Source organism: Plasticicumulans sp., from assembly GCF_035331805.1.
GTDB lineage: Bacteria > Pseudomonadota > Gammaproteobacteria > Competibacterales > Competibacteraceae > Plasticicumulans.
The window spans coordinates 1-4,759 of sequence record NZ_DAOLKE010000278.1 but is presented as its reverse complement, the minus strand read 5'-3'; the positions used below and the strand labels follow the sequence as shown (position 1 = coordinate 4,759).

Annotated in this window: 4 protein-coding genes; 2 read left to right on the top strand and 2 right to left on the bottom strand. The window is 72.1% G+C overall.

All coding sequences use genetic code 11. From position 1 onward, the window contains the following. Positions 1-117 precede the first annotated feature (117 nt). Complete coding sequence (locus tag PKE44_RS15200) at positions 118-1,995, top strand: methyl-accepting chemotaxis protein (protein ID WP_324552700.1); 1,878 nt, start codon at positions 118-120, stop codon at positions 1,993-1,995. 4 nt (positions 1,996-1,999) lie between these two features. Here PKE44_RS15200 and PKE44_RS15195 read toward each other — a convergent pair whose 3' ends face one another. Next, complete coding sequence (locus PKE44_RS15195) at positions 2,000-2,314, bottom strand: hypothetical protein (protein ID WP_324552697.1); 315 nt, start codon at positions 2,312-2,314, stop codon at positions 2,000-2,002. Between the two features lie 45 nt (positions 2,315-2,359). After that, positions 2,360-3,853 carry a cobyric acid synthase gene (locus PKE44_RS15190; protein ID WP_324552694.1) on the bottom strand — a complete coding sequence of 498 codons (1,494 nt, stop codon included), beginning with the start codon at positions 3,851-3,853 and terminating at the stop codon, positions 2,360-2,362. A gap of 108 nt (positions 3,854-3,961) precedes the next feature. On the opposite strand from PKE44_RS15190, the gene cbiB reads away from it, so the two are divergent. Then, on the top strand, positions 3,962-4,759 hold a 798-nt coding region (cbiB, locus tag PKE44_RS15185; RefSeq protein ID WP_324552691.1), incomplete at its 3' end, for an adenosylcobinamide-phosphate synthase CbiB.

Genomic DNA, 4,759 nt, shown 5'->3' with positions numbered 1-4,759 from the left:
GCGCTTGCGGCGCCAACCATCAAGCCTTGTAAAACCCTCTGGTCAGGCCGGAATCGACTGTCAGACTGCGCCTCCCTTCGCTGCGCCGGAATGCGCAACCGCATGGAGTCGCCGTCGATGAAAGCCCTGTCCTCGCTGCCGCCGAGCCGCCGTCTGCCGCTGCTGATGGCGTTGCTGGTGGCTGTGTCGCTGCTGGTGTCTTCAGTGCTCGGCGCTCTGGTGGCGCACTGGGAATCGGTCGATTCGCAACTGGCCGAGGTACGCAACCTCGCCGACAACGGCCGCAAGACCTTTGCGCGGACCCTGAAGGACGTGCATGCCGACCTGCGCACGCTGGCCGGCTCGACGACGGTGCGTGCGGCGCTGATCGGCCTGTCCAGGGCCTTCGAGGACCAGGGGCTGCAGGCGCGTGAGCGCCTGCAGCAGCTCTACATCCAGGACAATCCGAATCCGAAGGGCCAGAAGCAGCGTCTCAACGATGCCGGCGATGGCTCCGACTACAGCCGGCTGCATGCCTACCTGCAGCCGTGGCTGACGAATTTCACCGAAGATCGCGGCTACTACGACCTGTTCCTGATCGATCCCGCGGGAAAGATCCTCTACACGGTGTTCAAGGAATCCGACTTTGCGTCGCGCCTCGACAGCCCGGCGCTGGCCGACAGCGGGCTGGCCGCGGTGTACAAGCGCGCGCAGCAGCTGACCGATACCGGCCACTACGTGTTCGCTGACTTCGCACCGTATGCGCCGAGCAACGGCGATCCGGCAGCCTTCATCGGCGTGCCGGTGCGCAGCGGCGGCAGCGGCGGCCGGCTGCTCGGCGTGCTGGTGCTGCAGCTGCCGATCGAGAAGTTCAACGACACGCTGGCCACGCTCGGCAGCGAGGGCAAGCGCGTGTTCGCCGAGTACGGCCGCAGCGCCGCTGGCGTGATCGTCGATGACTTCGTGCACGAGACCGACGCCGAAGGCCGCGGCGTGCGCCGCATCCGCCTGCCGGTCGAGATCGATGGTGTGCGCTGGTACGTGGTCGGCGAGGTGCATGACGCGACGCTGTACCGGCCGGGTCTGATCCTCGGTGCCACGCTGCTCGCCATGGCGATGCTGGCGGTGGCGGTGGCGGTGCCGCTCGCGCGCCGGCTGGTGCGCAGCCTGTGGACGCCGGTCGAGGCGCTGGCCTCGCGCTTCGATGCCGAGGTCGGGCGCAGCGTCGAGGAAATCGGCGGCATTGCCAGCCAGGTCGAGATCATCTCCGGCCGGCTGGCGCACGAGGCCACCGATTCCGGCAACCACATCCGCCGCCTGCTCGAACGCATCGACACCGTCTCGGCCAGCGTCGGCACCGCCGCGGCGGCGGTCGAGCAGATCAGCGTCTCGATCGGCAACATCAACAGCGCCACCGGCACCAGCGAACTGCGCATGAGCCATGCCCGCGAGCGCGTGCAGGCCGCCGAAGCCGCGATCGGCGAACTGCTCGGGGCCACGGCCGAGATCGACAAGGTGCTGCGCGTCATCGAGGGCGTCGCCGCACAGACGCGGCTGCTGTCGCTGAACGCCGTCATCGAATCGGCGCGTGCCGGCGAGTACGGCAAGGGCTTCGCGGTGGTCGCCAACGAGGTCAAGGCGCTGTCGCACCAGACCTCGGGCGCGACCAAGGAAGTCGGCGGCGAGGTCGAGGCGATCCGCGCCGGCTCCGCGCACAGCGCCGAGGGTCTGCAGGGGGTCGCCAGCGCCGTCGATCAGGTCGGCGAGGCGGTGCGCGACATCACCGGCATGATCGGCGAGCAGCGCATCGCCGTGACCGAGATCGCCGGCATGGTCGGCGCCGTGTCCGGCGAGGCGCAGGCCGTCGCCCGCGAGGCGCGCGATGTCGGCGCCTCGGCCGAGCGCACCGGCGAGGAGGCGCGTTCGATGCGGGAGCTTGCCGGCCGTCTGCTCGGTGATGTCGAGCGCACGCGCTCGCGCACGCAGGCCTTCCTGGCCGGCTTGCGGGCGCTTTGAGGCTTCAGCGCTCGCGCTCGGCGCGCACCTCGATGGCGGTGTCGCCCTCGAAGATCACGCTGATCCAGTAAGCGCCGGAAATCGAACCCGGCGCGCGGTACAGCCACTGTTCGCGCGAGGGCATGCCGTTGATGCCGACCGACAGCAGCGTCGTCGTCAGCGGCGGCCCGGCCCGGGACAGCACCTCGATGCGGCTCATGCCGTCGGTGATCAGCCGGCCGTTGTCGAGGCGGAAGGAATCGGCGCGGCTCGCGCCCGTCAGCAGCCCGGTGGCGAGCACGAGGGCGACGGCGATGCGGCGGCGCGGGGCGACGGTCATTGCGGCGGGCTCCGGAGGGCGTCCTGCAAGCATAGGTGCGCGGCTTCAGGTCGCGGCCGGCTCCGCGAGTCCGAACCACTGCGCCAGCGTGCCCGGCCGCAGCGCCGCTTCGAGCGCATCGGCGAGCCGTTCGAGCGCCGCCTCGCGCTGCGCACCCGGGTCGAGCGCTGCGGCCTGCGGCAGCCCGGCCCAGTCGAGCAGCGCGAGGAGGGCTTCGGGCTGATCGAACAGGCCGTGCACGTAGCTGGCGCGGATCAGGCCGTCTGCGGACACCGCGCCATCGAGGCGGCCGTCATCGAGGCGCAGCAGCGGCCTTGCCAGCGCCGGGCCGCTCGAGACGCCGGCGTGAATCTCGTAGCCCTCGACCGGTGCGCCGGTCGCGCCAGCGTCGATGCCGATGAAACGGCCGCGCACGCGGCGCAGGGTCTTTTCCGGCGCAAGCGTGGTTTCGAGCGCGAGCAGTCCGAGCCCCGGCGCGCTGCCCGGCGCGCCTTCGAGGCCGAGCGGGTCGTGCAGGCGTTCGCCGAGCATCTGCAGCCCGCCGCAGAGGCCGAGCACGCGCCCGCCGTAGCGCAGGTGGCGCCTGATCGCCGTGTCCCAGCCCCGGGCGCGCAGCGCCGTGAGATCGGCCTGCACGCTTTTCGAGCCGGGCAGCACGATCAGGTCGGCCGGCGGGATGGGTTCGCCGGGGCCGATCCAGCGCAGCTCCACCTGCGGATGCCGGCGCAGCGGATCGAGGTCGGTGTGGTTGCTGATGCGGGGCAGCACCGGCGCGATCACGCGCAGTTGCGGCCTGCCGTCCTGCACGTCGGCATCCCGGGCAATGGCGTCCTCGGCATCGAGCGCGAGGCCGTGCAGATACGGCAGCACCGCCAGCACCGGCACGCCGGTGCGCGCCTCCAGCCAGTCGAGGCCCGGCTGCAGCAGTGAAATGTCACCGCGGAAGCGGTTGATCACGAAGCCCTGCACGCGCGCGCGTTCGGAGGCCGACAGCAGTTCCAGCGTGCCGACGAGGCTCGCGAACACGCCGCCGCGGTCGATGTCGGCGACCAGCCACACCGGGCAGTCGACGGCCTCGGCGAAGCCCATGTTGGCGATGTCGCCGGCGCGCAGGTTGATCTCGGCCGGCGAGCCGGCACCCTCGACGATGACGTGTTCGTAGCGCGCCGCCAGCCGCGCGTGCGAGGCGAGCACGGCCGCGAGTGCCACCGGCTTGTAGGCGTGGTAGGCGACGGCATCCATCGTGCCGATGGCGCGGCCGTGGACGATGACCTGCGCGCCGGTGTCGGTATTCGGTTTCAGCAGCACCGGGTTCATGTCGGTGTGCGCATCGAGGCGCGCCGCCTGCGCCTGCAGCGCCTGCGCGCGGCCGATCTCGCCGCCATCGACGGTGACGGCACTGTTGAGCGCCATGTTCTGCGGCTTCATCGGCGCGACCGCAACACCGCGGCGCGCCAGCAGCCGGCACAGCGCGGCGACCAGCGTGCTCTTGCCGGCATCGGAGGCGGTGCCCTGGATCATCAGCGTGCGGGCGCTCATCGGCGGGCTCTCGAAGGCATGTCGGGGAGGGCGGTGAAGGGGCGCGCGAGTGTAGCGGGCCGCTGCGCCGTGGCTACACTCGCGCGCCCCCAGACCGCCCGCCCCGGAATGCCGATGTCTTCTGTCTCCGCCACCGTGCTCGTGCCCGCGCTCGCGTACCTCCTCGACCGCCTGCTCGGCGAACCGCCGCTGCGCTGGCACCCGCTGGTCTGGTTCGGTCGCTGGGCCGGTGCGCTCGAACGCCGGCTGTACCGGGATTCGATCCGGCGCGGCGGGCTGGTCTGGATGCTCGCGGTGCTGCCGCCGACGCTGCTGGCCGGCGGGCTCGGGGCGCTGCCGGGCTTCGGGCCGTGGCTAGGCGCCGGGCTGCTGATGCTCGCGCTCGGCGCGCGCAGCCTCGACGAGCACGCGCAGGCCGTGGCCGTGCCGCTCGCCGCCGGCGAGCTGCCGGCGGCGCGGCAGCAGCTCGCGCGCATCGTCTCGCGCGATACGGCCACGCTCGATGAAACCGGCATCGCCCGCGCGGCCGTCGAATCGGTGCTGGAAAACGGCAACGACGCGATCTGCGGCGCGCTGTTCTGGTACGCGCTGGCCGGTCCGGCCGGCGCCGTCGGCTACCGGCTGGCGAACACGCTCGATGCGATGTGGGGCTACCGGACGGCGCGCCACGAGCGCTTCGGCAAGGTCGCGGCCCGCATCGACGACGCGCTGAACTGGCTGCCGGCGCGGCTGTGCGCGGCGAGCTACGCCCTCGCCGGCGATGCACGCACGGCCTGGCACTGCTGGCGCACGCAGGCCCGGCACTGGGACAGCCCGAACGCCGGCCCGGTCATGGCGGCCGGGGCCGGTGCGCTCGGCCTCGCGCTCGGCGGTCCGGCGAGCTACGGCGGTCACCTCGAAACGCGT

Bases quoted from the DNA above. Each gene is read 5' to 3' on its own strand.
- PKE44_RS15200 (WP_324552700.1), top strand. From the start codon at position 118: ATGAAAGCCCTGTCCTCGCTGCCGCCGAGCCGCCGTCTGCCGCTGCTG.
- PKE44_RS15195 (WP_324552697.1), bottom strand. From the start codon at position 2,314: ATGACCGTCGCCCCGCGCCGCCGCATCGCCGTCGCCCTCGTGCTCGCC.
- PKE44_RS15190 (WP_324552694.1), bottom strand. From the start codon at position 3,853: ATGAGCGCCCGCACGCTGATGATCCAGGGCACCGCCTCCGATGCCGGC.